Below are 18473 nucleotides of genomic sequence, written 5' to 3'. Positions count from 1 at the left end.
TCTCCGAGCCCGAAACAGAAGGAATCTCCTGTGACCCGCACCATCGGCTACATCGTCGGCAGCATCTCCAGCAACTCCATCAACCGCCGCCTCGCGCGCGTGCTGGCCAACCTCGCCCCCGAGGGCACCGAGCTTGTCGAGATTGAGATCAAGGACCTGCCCTTCTACTCGCCCGACTACGACGGTGATTTCCCGCAGGTCGCGACCGACTTCAAGAAGGCCATCGCCGACGTCGACGGCGTCATCATCCTCACCCCCGAGTACAGCCGCTCGATCCCCGGCGTGCTGAAGAACGCCCTCGACTGGTCGACCCGCCCCTACGGCGAGATGTCCTTCTACGGCAAGCCCACCGCCGTCATCGGAACCTCTGGCTCGGGCGTCGCCACCGCTGCCGCCCAGCAGCACCTGCGTGCGATCCTCGGCCACTTCAGCGCCGTCACCATGGGTCAGCCCGAGGGCTTCATCCAGGACCGCCCGGGGCTGTTCACCGAGGACGGCCAGGTCACGGACGACTCGACCGCCGGCTTCCTCTCGGGCTACCTCGAGGCCTTCAACATGCTGATCTCGCGCGTCCAGCACGCGAACCAGCTGAACGGCTGATCACCCGATCCCGCGTCGCGTGATCTCCTGATCGCGCTTGCGCCGAGCCCCCGCCTTTCCGTCGAGTCCCCGTTTTCCGGGTGCAGGGAGGGCGGGGGCTCGACGCGTAGACGGGGCTCGGTGCAGAAGAACGCGTATCAGCCGACGAGCCGGTGGCGCAGCGTCAGCACGACCGCCTGCACCCGGTCGCGGGCGCCGAGCTTCTGCAGGATCCGCGAGACATGGGTCTTCACGGTCGCCTCGCCGATGAACAGCCGAGTGGCGATCTCCGCATTGCTCATCGCCTCGATCATGAGCTCGAGCACCTCGGCCTCACGGTCGGTGAACGGCTCGGCGAGCGGGAGAGTGGGAACGGATGCCGCGGGGGCGGCGCTCACGGGCACCGGCGTCGTCGCGAACCGCTGCACGACCCGCCGCGTCACCTCCGGCGCCAGCATCCCGTCGCCGGCCGCCAGCACGCGGACCGCGGCCACGAGATCCTCGGGGCCGCTGTTCTTCAACAGAAAGCCGCTGGCCCCGGCATCCAGCGCCTCGAAGAGGTAGTCGTCCCGGTCGAAGGTCGTCACGATCGCGATCGCCGACCGCACATCGGGGTCGGCGACGATCAGACGCGTCGCCTCGATGCCGTCCATGTTGGGCATCTGCACATCCATGCTGATGACGTCGGGGTTCAGCTCGGCAGCCAGGCGCACCGCTTCCGCCCCGTTCGCCGCCTCGCCGACGACCGTGATGTCGGGCTGGATGTCGAGGATCGTGCGGAAACCCGCCCGCAGCATCGCGTGGTCGTCGACGATCAGCACGCGGATGGGGTCGGTCATACGGGGGATCCTGTCAGCTCGGCGGTGATCGCGAGCGGAACCTGCACGCGCACGCGCCACCCGCCGCGCTCGCGGGGTGCGGATTCGATCGTACCGCCGGAGGCGAGAGCGCGTTCGCGCATGCCCAGCTGTCCGAGCCCGGGGCGCGGGTTCAACGCGATGCGACCGGTGTTGACGACCTCCAGCTCGATGGCATCGCCGAGGTAGCGAAGACGCACATCCGCGCTCGCCTCCTGCCCGGCGTGCCGGCGGGCGTTCGTCAGCGACTCCTGCGCGATGCGGAACAGGTTCACCTGAACCACGGACGGCACAGCTGCCTCGTCACCGACCACCGTGAAGACCGTCGGCATGCCGGAGGCGTTCGCGGCATCCACGAGACGCGGGATGTCCGAGAGGGAGACGGTGGATGCCGTATCCTTCGGCTCCTCGCCGGAAGCGCGCAGCGTCTCCAGCAGGTGCCGCAGCTCGCTCAGCGCGGTGCGCGCCGATTGCTCGATGTCGCCGAGAAGCTCCTTCGCCCTCGTCGCATCCTGATCGATCACCAGGCGTGCGGCACCCGCCTGCACGCCCATGACCGAGACATGGTGCGCGACGACGTCGTGCAGCTCTCGGGCGATGCGCACCCGGTCCAGGGCCACGGCCTGCGCGGCAGTGATCTCGCGTTCGCGTTCGAGATCCGCGGTGCGCTGCTCGAGGGCGGTGCGCTGCAGGCGGGCGTTCCAGGTGCGCTCGCCGAAGTAGTAGGCGCCGGCGAAATAGAGCACGTTGATCAGCACCTGCAGCATGATGTAGGCCACGTAGGGCGACATCGCCCCGGCGACGACCTCTGCCTCGGCGGCGACCTCGAGAACCGAGAAGTAGGCGGAGAACAGCAGCCACACGAACATTCCGATGATGATCGCGACGCGCACGATCATCGCGCCGCGGCGGTTCCGCATCCAGGCGCCAACCGTGTAGAGCGCGATGAACACGGCGATGTTGCCGGCGAAGATCTCGGGAAGATGCATCGTGACAGCCACGAAGTACGCGACCGAGACGATGACCGCCACGGCCGCCGGCCAGACGCGACGCCACGCCAGCGGCGCCGAGGCGAACACCAGGTACACGAGGGCCTGCCACAGAGGGGCCTGCGCCTCGCCGTAGATCTCGGAGATGGCCGACAGCGCCGCGCTGACGACGCCGGCGATGAACACGACGCCGGCGAGCAGCAGGTCGTAACGGCGTTCGCGCGGTGTGAGCGCAGGGAGTTCTTCGACCATGCCTTCAACGCTATGCCCGTGCGCTGCCCGCCACATCCGCCCCGCGGGGGATGGCGGGCGCTGAGAGCAGAAGGGGTGGACACGTTTCTTATGAGGGGAGGATGCTGGGCGCAGAGGGAGTCGAGAAGAGGAGACCGCATGTCCACGAAGGTGTTCATCAATCTGTCCACCGCCGACCTCGACCGGGCGAAGGGCTTCTACGCGGCCCTCGGGTGCGAGATCAACCCCCTGTTCACCGATGAGAACGCGGCGTGCGTCGTCTGGAGCGACGACGTGTTCTTCATGGTGCTCACCCGTGAACACTTCGCGACGTTCACGACGAAACGGGTGGTGGATCCGTCCGGCGATGCGCAGGTCATGGTCGCCATCAGTCGCGAATCGCGCGATGAGGTGGATGCCGTGCTCGCCGCCGGTCTCGCTGCAGGAGGTGCCGAGCCCAAACCGCCGCAGAACCTCGGCTTCATGTACTCGCATGTGCTGGAGGACCCGGACGGCAACATCCTCGAGTTCATGCACATGCCCGAAGAAGCAGCCGAGCAGGGGCCGGAGGCGTACATGGAAGGGCTGGCCTGATGGGAGGACGCGTCATCATCGACCTGTTCACCACGCTCGACGGCGTCGCCCAGGCGCCGGGAGGCCCCGAGGAGGATGCGACGGGCGGCTTCCCTTACGGCGGATGGCAGGCGGGTTCGCCCGATCCTGCTGTCGGCCGATGGGTGGCGGAGGGGATGTCGACGCTCGACGCACTGCTGCTCGGCCGGCGAACCTATGACATCTTCGCCGGGTACTGGCCGCATCACACGACAGGAGACGGTGCAGGATCGATCGGGCGGTTGTTCGAGAGCGTGCCGAAGTACGTAGCCTCTCGCGACCGTGGCATCCGGCTCGATTGGCAGGGGTCGACGCGCGTCGGCGACGACCTGGCATCCGAGATCGCCGGCATGCGGGCGCGTCATCGCGACGTGCACGTCATCGGCTCCGCAGATCTCGTGCAGACACTGCTGGCTGAACACCTGTTCGACGAACTGCAGCTGTGGGTGTACCCGATCGTGCTGGGACAGGGCAAGAAGGTCTTCCCCGATGGCGCGGCGCCGGCGAACCTGCGCCTTCTGCACGCCGAGGCGGGCGATGCGGGAGCGCTGAGCCTGCGTTACGCGCCGCGACCGGGCCCCGTGCGCACGGGGCCGATGGGGGAGTGAAGCGCGCGGCCGGGGTCGCTGATGCCGATCCGGGTCAGGCGAAGATCATCGGCATGTCGTCGTCGTCCTCATCGCCACCGAAATCGAGGTCGACCGCGACCGGGACGTGGTCGCTGGGCTGGGTGCCCTTGCGCTCGTCGCGGTGGATGGTCGCGCCCTTGACGGCGTCGGCGAGCGCCCGCGAGCCGAGGACGAAGTCGATGCGGATGCCCTCGTTGCGCGGGAACTTCAGGCGCTGATAGTCCCAATAGGTGAAGCCCTCGGGGATCAGCGGGCGCACGACATCGATGAGACCGGCGTCTTGGAACGCGAAGAACGCCGCGCGCTCCTCGGGCGAGACATGCGTGGAGACGCCCTCGGCGATGTCGGGGTCGCCGTTGTCCTGCGGGAACGGGATGATGTTGAAGTCGCCGACGAGGGCGAGGGGCAGATCGGGGTTCTGCTGCAGATCGGATGCCGCGGCCTGGCGCAGCTCGTCGAGCCAGTGCAGCTTGTACGCGTAGTGCGGGTCGTCGAGCGCACGGCCGTTGGGCACGTACAGGCTCCACACCTTGACCCCGTCGATCGTCGCGCTCAGCGCGCGGGCCTCGAGCGGAGCATCCGGCCCGTCATAGCCCTTCTTGAAACCCGGCTGACCCGCGAACGACGTCTCGATGTCGCTCATCGGCAGGCGGCTCGCGATCGCGACGCCGTTCCACTGGTTCAGCCCGTGCGCCTCGACCTGGTAGCCCGCAGCCTCGAACTGCGCATAGGGGAACTGCTCCGGCTTGCACTTGATCTCCTGCAGCGCGAGCACGTCGATGTCCTCACGGACGAGGAATTCGACCGTGCGGTCGACACGGGTGCGGATGGAGTTGATGTTCCAGGTGGCCAGGCGCATGCATCCAGCCTACGGGCGTGCGCCGACAACGCCGCTCCGGCGCACGCCGGGGGTCAACGCTCGGCCGGGTCGGCGGTTCCCACCAGCACCCCGCGCGCGAGCGTGTGGAAGTGCCGGTTGAAGCCGAGGACCGCGGGCGTCGATCCCGGCGGGATGTCGAGCGCCGGAACATCGAGGGCGTCCACGACGAAGAAGTACCGGTGAACCCCGGTGCCGGCGGGCGGGGCGGCGCCGATGAAGCGCTCCAGGCGCGCCTCGTTCGGCAGCACCTTCGCACCGCCCGGCAGCGACGCCGTCGTGCCATCGCCGCCGCGCAGCGACATGGTCCCCGCCGGCAGATCGTAGGCGGCCCAATGCCAGAAACCCGACCCGGTCGGCGCATCCGGATCGAAGCAGCTCACCGCGATGCTCTTCGTCCCCGCCGGCGGCTGCGACCACTCCAGCGCGGGGGCGCGATCCTCACCGCCCCGATCCGCCGACCACGCGAACAGCGGCAGCGGCGACCCGGCGCGGAAGTCGGGGCTTGTCAGCTGCAGCGGCGCGACAGGGCGCAGCTCGGCGAGCTCGGCATAGGGATCGAACGAGAACATGAGGGCCTCCTCGGCATCCGGCGTCCCCGCCACCCTAGGACAGACCACGGCCGAGGAACAGGAGCCATACACTGGATGCCGTGACTCTCGAAGCCGACCGCCAGTCCCTGCTCGCCCTCATCAAGGACGAGGCGGTGTTCCACGGCGACTTCACGCTCTCCAGCGGCAAGAAGGCGACGTACTACGTCGACATGCGCAAGCTCACCCTCGACCACCGCGCCGCCCCCGCGATCGGCCGCATCATGCTCGACCTGATCGGCGACCTCGACGTCGTCGCCGTCGGCGGCCTGACCCTCGGCGCCGACCCCATCGCGAACTCCGTGATGCACGCCTCGGTCGCCGGCGACCGCCCGCTCGACGCGTTCGTCGTGCGCAAGGAGCCCAAGGACCACGGCCGCGGCCGTCAGATCGAGGGTGCGGACGTCGCGGGCAAGCGCGTCGTCGTGCTCGAGGACACCTCCACCACCGGTCAGTCGGCGCTCAAGGCCGTCGAGGTGCTGCGCCGCGAGGGCGCGGAGGTCGTCGCGGTCGCCGTGATCGTCGACCGCAAGACCGGCGCGCAGGCCGCGATCGAGGCCGAGGGTCTGCAGTGGCTCGCAGCCTTCGACCTCGACGACCTCGGGCTCGACCCGCAGTAACCCGCTGCACGCGCTCGTCCGCTGTACGACGCCGTGGACGTGGCAACGTTTTCATGACATCCTCCCGGAGAAGGAGGGCGGCATGGGCGAGAACACCGACGGCGGCAGACGGCCGACGATGAAGGACGTCGCCGCACGAGCGGAGGTCGGCCTGTCGACGGTCTCGCGCGTGGTCTCGGGCAAGGGCGGCGTCACATCGTCGAAGGTCCGGGCCGTCGAGCGCGCGGTGCGAGAGCTCGGCTACAGCCGCAACGAGTTCGCCCACACGCTGCGCACCGGTTCTGCGCGCACGATCGGCGTCATCGCCACGCGCGTATCCGACCCGTTCTACTCGGAGATGATCGCGGCGGTCGAGGCCCGCGCGCAGCGCCATGACCTGCTCGTGCTCGTGGCATCCAGCGGCGACGACCCGCGCGAGGGCGAGCGGGTGCTGCGGCGCGTGCTCGGTCGGCGCCTCGACGGCGTCATCGTCGTCGCGCACGAGGAGACCGATCACGCGTTCCTCGTGCCCGAGCGGGATGCCGGCATGCCGATCGTCTTCGTCGACCGCCCGCCGATCGGAATGGCCGCCGACATCGTCATGGTCGACAACGAAGGAGGCGCGGGCGATGCCGTCCGCCACCTCGTCGCAGCGGGCCATCGTCGCATCGCCTGCATCGCGCACGTCTCCGGGCGCTACACCTCCGAGCGGCGCCAGCACGGTTACGCCGCCGCGCTGTCCGCCGCGGGAATCCGGGTCGACCCCGCGCTCATTGTGACGGTCGAGGACGAGGTCGGGGTGTGCGTCGAGGCGCTCGGCGAGATGTTCGCGCTGGCGCAGCCGCCCACGGCGCTGTTCACGACGAACAGCCGCACGACGAAGACCGTGCTCAAGGCGCTGCGCCTGCTGGGGTGTTCGCCGGCGCTCGTCGGCTTCGACGACTTCGACCTCGCCGAGCTCATGGAGCCGCCGACCACGACGATCTCGCAGGATCCCTGGTCGATCGGCGATGCCGCAGCGCAGCTGCTCCTCGAGCGGATCGCCGGTCTGCCGGGACCGTGGCGCCGGGTCGATCTCGGCACCCGGCTCATCGTGCGCGGGTCGGGCGAGCAGGCGCCGGATGCGGCATCCGCCGCCGCGGCGATGGGCCTCGTCGAGGGTGCCGGGGCCTCTGAATTCCATCGCTGACCTGCGACGGAATGACACCCGGATCGTGACAATCCGACCCTTGAGTCTGGCAACGTTTTCAGACTACGCTGGCAGGACTCCCGCCGAGGGCGCGGGTGTTCGCGAATCCAACGGAGGATCACATGCGGAAGTCACTGGCCGCAGTCGCCGGTCTCGCAGCAGCAGGACTCATGCTGGCGGGATGCAGCGGCTCGAGCGGCGAAGGCAACGGCGGAGGCTCCGCCGATCAGGTCGAGGTCTTCACCTGGTGGGCGGCCGGCTCTGAGAAGATCGGTCTCGACGCGCTCGTGGGCGTCTTCAACACGCAGTACCCCGACATCGAGTTCATCAACGCCGCGGTCGCCGGCGGCGCGGGCTCGAACGCCAAGGCGGCGCTCGCCTCCCGCCTCGAGGCCGGCGACCCGCCGGACTCCTTCCAGGCGCACGCCGGCGCCGAGCTCACCGACTACATCGAGGCCGGACAACTGCAGGACCTCAGCGGTTTCTTCGCCGACGAGTCGCTCGCCGACGTGTTCCCCGCATCGCTCATCGACCGCATCACGGTCGACGGCAAGATCTACTCGGTGCCGAGCAACATCCACCGCGCCAACGTCACCTGGGTCAACACCGAGCTGCTCGACGCCGCCGGCATCGACCCGACGAAGGCCCCGGCCGACATCGACGCCTGGCTCGCCGACCTCGAGAAGGTCAAGAAGTCCGGCGTCGGGTCCCCGCTGTCGCTGGGAACCGAATGGACCCAGATGCAGCTGTTCGAGACCGTTCTGCTCGCCGACCTCGGCGCCGACGGCTACTCGGGCCTCTGGGACGGCTCGACCTCGTGGGACGACGCGGGCGTCACGACCGCGATCGGCCACTACGGCGACCTGCTCGAGTACGTCAACAGCGACTTCGCCGGTCTCGACTGGGACGCCGCCACGCAGATCCTCATCGACGGCGCCGCCGCCTACAACGTCATGGGCGATTGGGCCGAGGCCGCATTCGTGCAGGCCGGCTGGACGTACGGCACCGAGTACACGACGTGGGCGTCGGCCGGAACCGAGGGCACCTTCGACTTCCTCGCCGACTCGTTCACGCTCCCCGTGGGCGCACCGCACGAGGAAGCCGCCCACGACTGGCTGCGCACGGTGAGCTCGGCAGAGGGCCAGCAGGCCTTCAACCAGGCCAAGGGCTCGATCCCGGCGCGCACCGACGCCGACCCGGCCGATTACGGCGCCTACCAGCAGACCGCGATCGAATCGTGGACGACCGACACCGTCGTCAGCTCGCTCGCGCACGGCGCCGCCGCGAAGATCTCCTGGTCGACCGACATTTCGTCCGCGATCGGCAGGTTCGGCACGGACAAGGACGCCGCCTCCCTGCAGAGCGCGCTCGTCGCCGCCGCGACGAAGGCGCTCGGCTAAGACACGGCACGGCGGGCGGATGCCGCGGACCCCGGTCCCGGCATCCGCCCGCCCGTCGCCCGCGCACCGCGCGGCAGAAGGGACACGCGATGCACAAGGGCATCCGCAACTGGGGGCCGCCTCTGCTCCTCATCTCGCCGACGATCATCGTCCTCGGCATCTTCGTCTACGGGCTCATCGGCATGAACGTGCAGGTGGCGATGACGAACCGGCACTCGCTGCAGCCGGCGACCGAGTTCGTCGGGCTCGACAACTTCATCTCGCTGCTGCAGGAGGACCGCTTCCTGCACTCGCTCGCCAACCTCGCCGTCTTCACGGTCGTGTTCATCGTCGGCACGATGCTCTTCGGATTCCTCTGGGCGTGGATCCTCGACAAAGGCGTGAGCGCCGAGGGCGTGTTCCGCAGCATCTACCTCTTCCCGATGGCGGTGTCGTTCGTGGCATCCGGCGTCGTCTGGCGCTGGCTGCTGAACTCCGCCGAGGGCGACCGCGCATCCGGGCTGAACCGTCTGCTCGAGGGCATGGGGCTCGGCTTCCTGCAGAACTCATGGTGGAACACCCCGATCTGGGGCATGGCCGCGATCGCGATGCCCGCCATCTGGCAGCTCTCCGGCTACGTCATGGCGCTGTTCCTCTCGGGGTTCCGCGGCATCCCCGATGAGCTGCGCGAAGCCGCCCGCATGGACGGAGCGACCGAATGGCAGCTCTACCGGCACGTGATCTTCCCGCAGCTGAGCCCCGTCGCCCTGTCGGCGCTCGTCATCGTCGCGCACATGTCTCTGAAGGTGTTCGACCTCATCATGTCGGTGACCGGATCGATCTTCCAGACCGAGGTGCCCCACACCTACATGTGGGTCGCGCTCACCTCGAACGACTACGCGAAGGCGGCGGCCATCGCCACCGTCCTGCTCGTGCTCGTGTGCGTGTTCATCATCCCCTACCTGGTCCACACGGCCCGTGCCGAGAGGAACGCCCGATGAGCGTCAGCACCGAACTCACCGCTCCGGTCCGCACGGTCGCCCCCGCGGCATCCGGTCGTGGCCGCAGGCGCCTGGGCCGCACCGCGAAGTACGTCCTGCTCATCGCGTTCGTCATCGTCGTGCTCATGCCCGTCTACGTGCTCGTCGTGACGAGCCTGAAGCCGCCGAGCGACGTCAGCCCCGGCACCTCATGGAACCTGCCCGTGCGCTGGCCGTGGGAATCGGCGACCGAGGGCGGAGCAACCGGGTTCGACAACTGGAAGGCCGCCTGGGCCGCGCTGGCCGCACCCCTCGGACGCACCTTCCTCCTCGCGATCCCCGCCTCGCTCATCTCGGCGATGCTCGGCTCGATGAACGGATTCGTGCTCTCGCGCTGGCGGTTCCCGCACGCCGACCTCGTGTTCACCTTCATCCTCTTCGGCATGTTCATCCCCTACCAGGCGATCATGACCCCGCTCGTGCAGATGAAGACCTCGCTCGGCCTGCCGAGCGACATCTCGACGCTGCTGATCGTGCACATCATCTACGGCCTGCCGATCTGCACGCTCATCTTCCGCAACTACTACGCCTCGATCCCGCACGAGCTCATGGAGGCCTCCCGGGTCGATGGCGCCGGGATGCTCGGCACGTACTGGCGCATCGTGCTGCCGCTGTCGCTGCCCGGTTTCGTCGTCACGATCATCTGGCAGTTCACCTCCGCGTGGAACGACTACCTGTTCGCGCTGTTCCTCACGAACGTGCAGGGCGGGCCGGTCTCGCTCGCGCTCGTGAACCTGTCGCAGGGCGCGCAGCTGGCGAACTACGGCGCTGCGATGGCCGGTGCGCTCATCGCCTCGGTTCCGACGCTCATCGTCTACATCCTGCTCGGCAAGTACTTCATCGGCGGTCTCATGAGCGGTTCCGTCAAATCATGACGGGGGTGGCACTGGCCGTCGACGTCGGCGGCACGAAGCTCGAGGGCGCCCTCGTCACGGATGCCGGCTCGATCATCCGGGGCAGCCGCAGCCGGCGCGAGACCGGCAGAGCCGCGTCGGCGGCATCGCTGGACGACGCGCTGGCCGCCGTCGTCGTGCATGCGCTGTCCCGCATGCCCGAGGACGCCGAGCTCATCGGCGCCGGAATCGGCAGCGCCGGACCCGTGGATCGCGCTTCGGGGCGCATCTTCCCCGTCAACATGCCGGATGCCCGAGGGTACCGGCTCGCGGATGCGGTTACGCGCGCGGCATCCGGCATCCTCGGCGGTCCGGTGCCCATCGCCTTCGGCCACGACGGCGGTGCGCTCGCGCTCGCCGAGTCCTGGCTCGGCGCGACGAGGGGCGCGAAGTCGTCGCTGTCGATCGTCGTCTCCACGGGGATCGGCGGCGGATTCGTCATGGACGGCGCCTATGCGCCGGGGGCGTCCGGCAACGCCGGGCACCTCGGGCAGGTGCGCCGCCAAGACGGGCTGACGCTCGAGGAGATCGCCTCCGGGCCGGCGAGCGCGGCCTGGGCGCAGTCGCAGGGCTGGGCGGGCGCGACCGGCGAGGACCTTGCCCGCGAAGCGGCATCCGGCGACGCCATCGCACGGGCCGCGATCGAGCGCTCGGCGCAGGCCGTCGGCGAGGCGCTCGCGGATGCCGCGACCCTCGTCGACCTCGACATGATCGCGATCGGCGGCGGGTTCTCCCGCGTCTCCGATGATTACATCGATCTCGTCGAAGCAGCGCTGCGGGCATCCGCGGCCCACGAGTACTCGCGAGCCGCGCGCGTGGTGCGCTCGGCGCTGGGCGATGAGGGGCCGCTCATCGGCGCCGCCGCCCTCGTCCTGCGGTAGGCGACCGCTCAGCGCCGGTCGTCCTCGTCCCAGGGGCCTTCCCACCAGTTGCCGGAGCGGCCGTCATCGCGCCCGCGGCGCGAGCGCACCATCTGCACGACGACGATCGTGAGCGAGCTCAGCCCGATCAGGATGAGAACGAGGAACAGCAGATCCTGCTGCGTCATGGTCACTCCTGGACGGAGGCCCCGGGCAGCAGATCCGCCACCGAGTTCACGATCTCGCTCGGGCGGAAGGGGTACTTCTCGATCTCGGCCTGGTCGCTGATTCCGGTGAGGACGAGCACGGTGTGCAGACCTGCCTCGATGCCGGCGACGACATCGGTGTCCATGCGATCGCCGATCATGCCGGTGCGCTTGGAGTGTGCGCCGATCTTGTTCAGGGCCGAACGGAACATCATCGGGTTCGGCTTGCCGACCACGTACGGCTCCTTGCCGGTGGCCTTGGTGATGAGCGCCGAGATCGCGCCGGTCGCGGGCATCGGGCCCTCGATGCTCGGGCCCGTGGCATCCGGGTTCGTCGCGATGAAGCGCGCACCCTTGTTGATCAGGCGGATCGCCTTGGTGATGGCGTCGAAGGAGTAGTTGCGCGTCTCGCCGACCACGACGAAGTCCGGGTTCGTCTCGGTCATGATGAAGCCCGCATCGTGCAGGGCCGTGAGGATGCCGGCCTCGCCGATGACGAACGCCGAGCCGCCGGGCTTCTGGTGCGCGAGGAAATCTGCGGTGGCGAGGGCCGAGGTCCAGATGCGGTCCTCGGGAACGTTCAGGCCGCTGGCGCGCAGGCGTGCCGAGAGGTCGCGCGCCGTGAAGATGGAGTTGTTCGTGAGCACCAGGTAGGGCGTCTCGGTCGCTTCCCAGCCGGCGAGCAGCTCGGCGGCACCCGGGATGGCGTCGTTCTCATGGACGAGGACGCCGTCCATGTCGGTGAGCCAGCATTCGATCTCAGCGCGTTCAACCATGGCCCCAGCCTATTGGCTCGGGGGCGGATGCTACGCCGTGAGCCAGATGTTGTCGGCGGCGCCGTCCGGCAGCTCGATCTCGGCGTCGTCGACCGCGATGCCGGTGGTGGTCGAGCGAACCTCTGCGCCGACGACGATGCCGGCGTCCTGCAGGAGGCAGAGCAGGTCGGGGTCGACGTCGCTCACGCGCAGCACGCGGCCGGTGTGCCCGGCGGCGGCATCCGCGAGGAGCACGAAGGGGACGCGCTCGACGGAGCCGTCGGCGTCGGGGATCGCATCGCCGTGCGGGTCGAAGCGGGGGCGGCCCAGAAGCGCGTCGATTCCCTCGAGCAGACGGTCGCTGATGGTGTGCTCGAGCACCTCGGCCTCGTCGTGCACCTCGTGCCACCCGTAGCCGAATTCGCGCACGAGCCACGTCTCGATCAGTCGGTGACGGCGGGTCATCTGCAGGGCGCGGGTCGTGCCCGCCTCGGTCAGGCGCACGGCGCCGTAGGGCACGTGCGAGACGAGACCGGCGGCGGCGAGCTTCTTCACCATCTCGGTGACGCTCGAGGGGGCGATGCCCAGCTTGCCCGCGAGCTGCGACGGCGTGATCGGGGCATCCTGCCATTCGGTGTGCGCGTAAACGGTCTTGAGGTAGTCGTCTGCTGCTGGGGATGCCACGGCTCCACCCTACGCCGAGGGCCGCGTGATCCGGCGGCGCTAGGACACGCCCGGGCGTGAGCCGGTGTTCCGCTACAGTCGGAAACAGATCATCGGATTCCGCTGTCGTCCCGCTACCCACGGGTCACCCGAGGCAGTGCCGAGATCTCACCCGAATCCCCCCTCTACCCATACTGGGAGCAGTACTCGTGCGTTCACGACGTCCTGTCGCGCTTGCCGCGGCATTCACCGTCGGCCTCGGCAGTCTTCTGGCTGCCGCGCCGGCCTCCGCAGAAGACACCGCTCCGGCGGATCCGATCGCGCTCGCGGCGACCGCCGCAGCCGAGATCCTGACCGAGACCCGTGACGAGGACAGCGTCGTCGGCTACGGTCGGACGACGGATGGCGACTCGGTCGTCTTCGTCAACGAGACTTACATCGGCGATGACGCCCTCGTGGCCTTCACCGACAAGCTCGACGTCGACAAGGTGGCGTACCTCGGCGAGGTCGTCGCACGGGCGAACACCGACGTCGTCGGCGGAGCCGGATACGCCGGCGTGCCGACCGAGCAGTTGGCCGGTCAGGTCGCTCTGTGCTCGATCGGCTTCACCGCCTGGAGCCCGACGGGCGCACCCGCTCTCATCACCGCCGGCCACTGCGGCGGCAATGGCACGAACGACTTCGTGCACCTCACCAAGCCCACCGGCGACACGGCCGGCGGTGGGAAGGGCATCGAGTCCAACGGCACGGCGCTCGCCGGAAAGTTCGGCTTCTCGCAGTTCGGCGGCCCGGGCAACACCCCGGGTGCGGACAACACTCCGACGTCGACGGACATCGCGGTCATCGACATCACGAACACGAACCTGAACCTGCTGCCGGCCGTCACCGACTGGACGACGTCGGCCGCGAACGACCTCGCGGCGAGCACGATCGCCATCACGGGCGTCTCCGACCCCGTCTCCGGCACGGTCTCGAAGTCGGGTCGCACGACCGGCTTCAGCACCGGCAGCACGAAGGTGAAGATGCCGTACACGGACGGCAGCATCGGCGAGATCGAGATGCTCGACGGCTACCTGCAGGTCTCCGGCAAGTGGGTGCACGGCTTCCTGGGCGGTGCTGAGACCTCCAGCGGTGATAGTGGCGGTGCGGTCTTCCAGGGCAACAACGCCGTCGGCATCGTCAGCGGCGGGCCGGGCGAGACGCCTGCGCAGGGCGATGACTGGGCCTGGTACACGCGCCTGGACGACGCTCTCGAGCTGACCGGCGGATACACGATCGCCCTCGACATCGATGAGCCGGCTCCCGCGATCGCATCGGGGGCGACGGTGGACGCCGGATCGGCCGTCACCGTCGCGATGCCGAGCAACGCCCTCGAGCTCGAGATTTCGGGCGATGCCTCCGCGAGCATCGCGGTCGACAAGGGCGCGGCAGCCCTGACCGCGCCGATGGCACCCGGAACGTACTCCTACGAGCTGACCGCGGTCAACGGCTTCAGCCGCTCCGAGCCGGTCGCGTTCGCGATCACGGTGCAGCCCGAGGCTGTTGCCGCGCCGGTCGTCACCGGCCCGGAGACGGTCGTGGCCGTCGGCGGCACCGAGGGAACCGTCGCGCTGACGGGCACGGGAACTCCCGGAGCGGTGATCACGATCGCCGGACTCGGCGAGGCGACGGTGGCCGCAGACGGCACGTGGAGCGCGGACGTCGACCTCTCGATCGGCTCGTACACGCTCTCGATCACGCAGACCGTCGCCGGTGTCCCTTCGCCGACCGCGACCCTCACGGTGCGCGTCGCCCCCGATTCGCCCGTGATCACCTCGATCGCCGCCGATGCGGTCTTCACCGCGACGGATGCTCCGACCACGGTGTCCGGAACGGCTCTGCCGGGCGCGACCGTCACGGTCGTCGTCAGCGACAAGGCTCCCGTCACCGGTGCGCTCGGCGCGGCCGCGCTGTCGCAGGCGGCCATCGGTGCGACCGTCGAGGCTCACGCCGCGGTCGCCGCAGACGGCACCTGGACCGAGACGATCGCCACCGATGGCACCGGATCGTACGTGCTCTCCGTCACGCAGACCTTCAACGCTGAGACCTCGGTTGCCGCTTCGGTCGACTTCACCGTCGAGGCGGATGACGATCCGGTGGATCCGGTTGACCCTGTGGATCCGGTGGACCCGGTTGACCCTGTGGATCCGGTGGACCCGGTTGACCCGGTTGACCCGGTTGACCCTGTGGATCCGGTTGATCCGGTTGACCCGGTTGACCCTGTGGATCCGGTTGACCCGGTTGACCCTGTGGATCCGGTTGATCCGGTTGACCCGGTTGACCCGGTGGATCCGGCTCCTGTGGACCCGGATGCTCCGACAGGCCCGGCCGTCGATGAGACTCCGGGCGACGACATTGCGGCGGCTCCGGCCGCTCAGACCCCTGCGGGCGACGAGCTGGCCACGACCGGTGGCGAGAGCGTCACGCCGTACGTGCTGACGGCATCCGTCCTGCTGCTGCTCGGCGGCATCGCGGTGTTCTTCACCTGGCGTCGTCGCTACGCCTGAATCCCCGTGATTCGATGAGAGGCCGGTGAGCGGTGACCGCTCACCGGCCTCTCACGTTCCCGGCGACGGGTCGCCGCAGCATCCGGACTACGCTTGCTGAGTGACCGAAACCCCTGAGCGCACCACCCACGGCCTCGGCCCCTGGGAGGGCGAGTGGCCGGAGGGCGACTGGTACGACCCCGAGCTGCTCGCGAACGGCGACACCCGCAACGTCATCGACCGCTACCGGTACTGGACGATGGAGGCCATCGTCGCCGACCTCGACACGAAGCGGCACGGCTTCCACGTGGCGATCGAGAACTGGCAGCACGACATGAACATCGGCTCGATCGTGCGCAGCGCGAACGCGTTCCTCGCCGACACCGTGCACATCATCGGTCGCCGCCGCTGGAACAAGCGCGGAGCCATGGTCACCGACCGCTACCAGCACGTCCTCCACCACGAAGACGTCGACTCCTTCGCCACATGGGCCGCCGGTGAGGGACTTCCGATCATCGCCGTAGACAACGTCGATGGCGCGGTCCCCGTCGACCGGGCTGAGCTCCCCGAGCACTGCGTCCTGCTGTTCGGCCAGGAGGGCCCGGGTCTCACCCCGGAAGCCCTCGCCGCGGCATCCGGGCACATCGAGATCACCCAGTACGGCTCGACCCGCTCGATCAACGCCAGCGCCGCGGGCGCCGTCATCATGTACGAGTGGTGCCGGCGCTACGCCTGAGCCTCAGCCGAACCGGGCCGAGAGCACGACGCGCTCACCGCCCGTGATCGAGACGCTGTGAAAGCGCCCGCTCACGCCTGCGGCCGAGAACCCCGCGTTGAGGTCGAGGCTTTCGCCGACGGCATCGTTGATATGCGTCCGTGCGAAGAGCAGCGCGATGGCGATGAGCGGATTGCGGCTGCGGATCTTCAGTGATCGAACTTCGACGACAGCATCCGGCGACACGCGCAATTTCACGCTGGCCGACACCGATGCGGTCAGCAGCTTCCATCGCACCCGCGCTGACGCACGGATTGTGAGTCGAGAGGCCCCCGAGCCCCGCACATCGAGCGAGACGCTGCGCAGAGCGATATCGGCCTGCGCGAGGAACGGCCGAGCGATCTCGGCGATCAGCGGGGCGATGTCGGCCGTGCGCATCGACGCGTCGAGGGACGCCCGTCCGCCGGCGGCGCGAGGGGCGAGCATCCGGTCGCTGGCCGGTTCGTTCTTCACGAGCGGCTCGGCGAACACGGCCCATTCGATCGGGACGTCCCGTGCACGCAGATCGACGTCGATCGGCGCTCCTTCTAAGCGGAGCGGGGAAGCATGCAAGCGGAACTCCCTGAGCAGCCCGCTCGCGCGCATGAGAGGCTCCGGTTCTTCGGTCGTCGCCTCCGAGCGCGTGCCCGGTGAATCCTCCGGCTGCACTTCGACTCGCAGATCGAGATCGCGGGCGTCGAGGTAGAGCCGGCGCAGGTCGAGGCCGTCGAGTGTTGCATCGATGCGCATGCGCTCGAGGCCGTGCAGTCGCGTTTCTTGATCTGCTGTCGACCAGGAGCACAGCGTCGCGTGCAGCCACTGCTCGACTGTGCGGGAGTCGTGCGGCCACGGAGAAATCATGGATCCAGTCTGACGGATGCCCCTCGCCTGCGGCATCGTGGCGTCACGCCCGGCTCAACCATCGGCCGGTCTTCACCCGCCATCCGAGCGTTGCGAAACGGGCGAGCATGAAGACGCCGAAGAACGCGACGGCCAGCCAGGTGACACCCGCGGTGCCGGTGACTCCGACAGCCACGATGATCCACAGCGCCGGGAGGAACGGCACGAGGTTGAGGACGCCGGCAAGCGCGAGATAGCGGACATCGCCGGACCCCATGAGCACGCCGTCGAGCACGAAGACGATCCCGGCGACGGGCTGCGCCACGGCCAGCACGAGCAGCGCCGGCATGATGAGCCGGGCGAGCTCTGCATCGCCGGTGAAGGCGAGGCCGATCAGGCCGGAGAGCGCGGCGATGACTGCTCCGACGGCCACGCCGAACCACGCGCCCCAGGCGACCGTGCGGCCGAGGATCTTCTTCACACCGGGCAGATCGCCCGCCCCGAGGCCCTTGCCGATCAGCGCCTGCGCGGCGATCGCCAGGGCATCCAATGCGAAGGCGGCGGCCGAGAAGATCGTGAACACGACCTGCCAGCCGGCCAGCTCGTCCGTGCCGAGACCCGTCGCCGCGCTGACGGTGAGAAGAAGAGCGAGACGCAGACTGACGGTGCGCAGGAACAGCCAGCCGCCCGAGCGGGCTGATCCGCGCACGCCGTCGCGCTGCGGGCGCACCGAGGCCTCGTGCCTGCGCGCGAGGCGGCCGATGATGATGACGTATGCCGCGACCATCGCCCACTGCGCTGTGACGGTGCCGATCGCGGATCCGGCGATGCCCCAGCCGAAGCCGTAGATGAACAGCAGATTCAGCAGGGCGTTGGCGGCGAAGCCGAAGCCCGCGATCCACAGCGGGGTCACCGTGTCCTGCATGCCGCGTAGCAGGCCGGTCGCCGCGAACACGATGAGCATCGCCGGCAGACCCCACATGCTGATGACCAGATAGGTGTCGGCCTGCTCCGAGACCGCGGCCGATGCTCCGAACAGGTCGACGAGCGTCCGCGAGGACAGCGCGCCGACCATCGCCAGAACCGCGCCGAGCCCCAGCGCCAGCCACATGCCGTCGATGCCGACGGAGACGGCGCCCTTGTGCTCGCCGGCGCCGAACCGGCGGGCGACTGCCGGGGTCGTCGAGTAGGCGAGGAACACCATCAGCCCGACGATCGTCTGCAGCACGGCGCTCGCGATGCCCAGCCCCGCCAGGGGCACTGTTCCGAGATGCCCGACGAGCGCGGCATCCACCATCAGGAACGCCGGCTCGGCGACGAGCGCGCCCAGCGCCGGCACCGCCAGCCGCAGGATCTCGCGGTTCAGCGTCAGAGGTCTGCTCACCCCACGAGCCTAACGAGGGGTG

20 protein-coding genes are annotated in these 18473 nt (G+C 69.0%); 11 read left to right on the top strand and 9 right to left on the bottom strand.

Annotation, left to right across the window (positions count from 1 at the left end):
* Nucleotides 1–30: 30 nt before the first annotated feature.
* On the top strand, nt 31–600 hold the full coding sequence (locus ACWAUG_RS02690; protein ID WP_460801053.1) for an NADPH-dependent FMN reductase: 570 nt from the start codon (nt 31–33) through the stop codon (nt 598–600).
* Between the two features lie 137 nt (nt 601–737).
* Here the strand turns inward: ACWAUG_RS02690 and ACWAUG_RS02685 are convergent, their stop codons facing one another.
* Complete coding sequence (locus ACWAUG_RS02685) at nt 738–1418, bottom strand: response regulator (protein WP_460801052.1); 681 nt, start codon at nt 1416–1418, stop codon at nt 738–740.
* A complete protein-coding gene (locus tag ACWAUG_RS02680; protein ID WP_460801051.1) occupies nt 1415–2677 on the bottom strand; it encodes a sensor histidine kinase in 1263 nt (420 codons plus the stop codon). The genes ACWAUG_RS02685 and ACWAUG_RS02680 overlap by 4 nt, the downstream gene beginning before the upstream one ends.
* A gap of 138 nt (nt 2678–2815) precedes the next feature.
* Between ACWAUG_RS02680 and ACWAUG_RS02675 the strand changes: the two genes are divergently transcribed.
* Both ACWAUG_RS02675 and ACWAUG_RS02670 read left to right on the top strand, forming a co-directional pair.
* On the top strand, nt 2816–3250 hold the full coding sequence (locus ACWAUG_RS02675; RefSeq protein WP_460801049.1) for a VOC family protein: 435 nt from the start codon (nt 2816–2818) through the stop codon (nt 3248–3250).
* Nucleotides 3250–3876, top strand: a complete 627-nt coding sequence (locus ACWAUG_RS02670) for a dihydrofolate reductase family protein (RefSeq protein WP_460801048.1) — start codon at nt 3250–3252, stop codon at nt 3874–3876. Before ACWAUG_RS02675 ends, ACWAUG_RS02670 begins: the two co-directional genes overlap by 1 nt.
* A gap of 34 nt (nt 3877–3910) precedes the next feature.
* Here the strand turns inward: ACWAUG_RS02670 and ACWAUG_RS02665 are convergent, their stop codons facing one another.
* Together ACWAUG_RS02665 and ACWAUG_RS02660 are read right to left on the bottom strand one after the other, a co-directional pair.
* On the bottom strand, nt 3911–4756 hold the full coding sequence (locus tag ACWAUG_RS02665) for an exodeoxyribonuclease III (protein WP_460801046.1): 846 nt from the start codon (nt 4754–4756) through the stop codon (nt 3911–3913).
* 53 nt (nt 4757–4809) lie between these two features.
* Nucleotides 4810–5346, bottom strand: a complete 537-nt coding sequence (locus tag ACWAUG_RS02660) for a YbhB/YbcL family Raf kinase inhibitor-like protein (protein ID WP_460801044.1) — start codon at nt 5344–5346, stop codon at nt 4810–4812.
* A gap of 80 nt (nt 5347–5426) precedes the next feature.
* Here ACWAUG_RS02660 and pyrE point away from each other — a divergent pair, with 80 nt between their 5' ends.
* The 6 genes from pyrE to ACWAUG_RS02630 all read left to right on the top strand — a co-directional run bounded on the left by pyrE (nt 5427) and on the right by ACWAUG_RS02630 (nt 11345).
* Nucleotides 5427–5984 carry an orotate phosphoribosyltransferase gene (gene pyrE, locus ACWAUG_RS02655; RefSeq protein ID WP_460801042.1) on the top strand — a complete coding sequence of 186 codons (558 nt, stop codon included), beginning with the start codon at nt 5427–5429 and terminating at the stop codon, nt 5982–5984.
* Between the two features lie 82 nt (nt 5985–6066).
* On the top strand, nt 6067–7152 hold the full coding sequence (locus tag ACWAUG_RS02650; protein ID WP_460801041.1) for a LacI family DNA-binding transcriptional regulator: 1086 nt from the start codon (nt 6067–6069) through the stop codon (nt 7150–7152).
* A gap of 122 nt (nt 7153–7274) precedes the next feature.
* Nucleotides 7275–8552: an ABC transporter substrate-binding protein gene (locus tag ACWAUG_RS02645; protein WP_460801039.1), complete on the top strand. Its 1278-nt coding sequence runs from the start codon at nt 7275–7277 to the stop codon at nt 8550–8552.
* Nucleotides 8553–8641: 89 nt separating this feature from the next.
* The gene (locus ACWAUG_RS02640; protein ID WP_460801037.1) at nt 8642–9532 is read left to right on the top strand and encodes a carbohydrate ABC transporter permease; all 891 of its coding nucleotides are present in this window, start codon (nt 8642–8644) and stop codon (nt 9530–9532) included.
* Nucleotides 9529–10446, top strand: a complete 918-nt coding sequence (locus ACWAUG_RS02635) for a carbohydrate ABC transporter permease (RefSeq protein WP_460801035.1) — start codon at nt 9529–9531, stop codon at nt 10444–10446. Before ACWAUG_RS02640 ends, ACWAUG_RS02635 begins: the two co-directional genes overlap by 4 nt.
* Complete coding sequence (locus tag ACWAUG_RS02630; RefSeq protein WP_460801034.1) at nt 10443–11345, top strand: ROK family protein; 903 nt, start codon at nt 10443–10445, stop codon at nt 11343–11345. Before ACWAUG_RS02635 ends, ACWAUG_RS02630 begins: the two co-directional genes overlap by 4 nt.
* An 8-nt stretch (nt 11346–11353) precedes the next feature.
* Here the strand turns inward: ACWAUG_RS02630 and ACWAUG_RS02625 are convergent, their stop codons facing one another.
* Genes ACWAUG_RS02625 through ACWAUG_RS02615 form a run of 3 tightly spaced genes read right to left on the bottom strand, consistent with a single transcriptional unit; the run spans nt 11354 to nt 12969 of the window.
* Nucleotides 11354–11512 (bottom strand): hypothetical protein, encoded by a 159-nt coding sequence (locus tag ACWAUG_RS02625; RefSeq protein WP_460801033.1) that lies wholly within the window; start codon nt 11510–11512, stop codon nt 11354–11356.
* Nucleotides 11513–11514: 2 nt separating this feature from the next.
* Nucleotides 11515–12306, bottom strand: coding sequence for an HAD-IIA family hydrolase (locus ACWAUG_RS02620; RefSeq protein ID WP_460801031.1), 792 nt, complete (start codon nt 12304–12306; stop codon nt 11515–11517).
* Between the two features lie 30 nt (nt 12307–12336).
* A complete protein-coding gene (locus ACWAUG_RS02615; RefSeq protein ID WP_460801029.1) occupies nt 12337–12969 on the bottom strand; it encodes a metal-dependent transcriptional regulator in 633 nt (210 codons plus the stop codon).
* Between the two features lie 188 nt (nt 12970–13157).
* On the opposite strand from ACWAUG_RS02615, the gene ACWAUG_RS02610 reads away from it, so the two are divergent.
* The gene (locus ACWAUG_RS02610) at nt 13158–15494 is read left to right on the top strand and encodes a S1 family peptidase (RefSeq protein ID WP_460801027.1); all 2337 of its coding nucleotides are present in this window, start codon (nt 13158–13160) and stop codon (nt 15492–15494) included.
* A gap of 100 nt (nt 15495–15594) precedes the next feature.
* A complete protein-coding gene (locus ACWAUG_RS02605) occupies nt 15595–16209 on the top strand; it encodes a TrmH family RNA methyltransferase (RefSeq protein WP_460801025.1) in 615 nt (204 codons plus the stop codon).
* Between the two features lie 3 nt (nt 16210–16212).
* Here ACWAUG_RS02605 and ACWAUG_RS02600 read toward each other — a convergent pair whose 3' ends face one another.
* On the bottom strand, nt 16213–17088 hold the full coding sequence (locus ACWAUG_RS02600) for a hypothetical protein (protein WP_460801024.1): 876 nt from the start codon (nt 17086–17088) through the stop codon (nt 16213–16215).
* 43 nt (nt 17089–17131) lie between these two features.
* On the bottom strand, nt 17132–18451 hold the full coding sequence (locus tag ACWAUG_RS02595) for an MATE family efflux transporter (protein ID WP_460801022.1): 1320 nt from the start codon (nt 18449–18451) through the stop codon (nt 17132–17134).
* Nucleotides 18452–18473 lie beyond the last annotated feature (22 nt).

The sequence above is a fragment of the Microbacterium sp. GXF6406 genome, assembly GCF_054798215.1.
This window is presented reverse-complemented; position numbering and strand designations above follow the sequence as displayed.